Here is a 554-nt window from a genome sequence, read left to right as displayed (position 1 = left end):
GAGGTTTCGTTTTGATTAAAAGCATCAAGCTGCATATCAAGAAATCTCGATTTTATTTGGAGTATTCATTGAGGTATGAGCATGGAAACGCTGCATCTAACAAATTCACACTTCAAGTCTGATTCGCCAATCAACAGATTGATTTTGTTGCTGGTAGCGCTCATTACACTATTTCTTGTCGTGATTTCTCCGGGTTGGAAACAAGCAATGCTTTCCGTCATTTTGATGGCAATCATCGTCGGTTTCGCCGTCCTGATGATTAAGAAAAGCCAAGTCACTTTCACACTGACCGCCTCGCACTTTCAACAACACCTGTTTAAAGGCGGTTGGGTTGTCCGTTGGCGAAATATTGAGTCCATTGGTATATGCACTTATCAACAAGACGGTTGGCATCAACCGCTCCCGTGGATAGGCATCCGCTTGAAACACTACTCCCCTTATCTTGATGCAATTTGCCCGCGTATCGCGACGGAGATTTTACTTAGCCAACGCGCTTTGTTGTATTTGGGCGCAAGGCAGAACCATTGTGAAGAGAAATTTGAAGATATGGTGCT

General features: G+C 43.9%; 1 protein-coding gene. It reads left to right on the top strand.

Annotated features, from left to right (window positions below; genetic code table 11):
- Window positions 1-81: 81 nt before the first annotated feature.
- Window positions 82-554 (top strand): DUF2982 domain-containing protein (locus R8O11_RS30395; protein ID WP_318195285.1); only part of this gene is annotated, 473 nt, incomplete at its 3' end.

This window comes from Vibrio sp. 1288 (assembly GCF_033344475.1).
The sequence above is the reverse complement of the archived record's forward strand: the minus strand, read 5'-3'. Positions and strand labels throughout refer to the sequence as shown.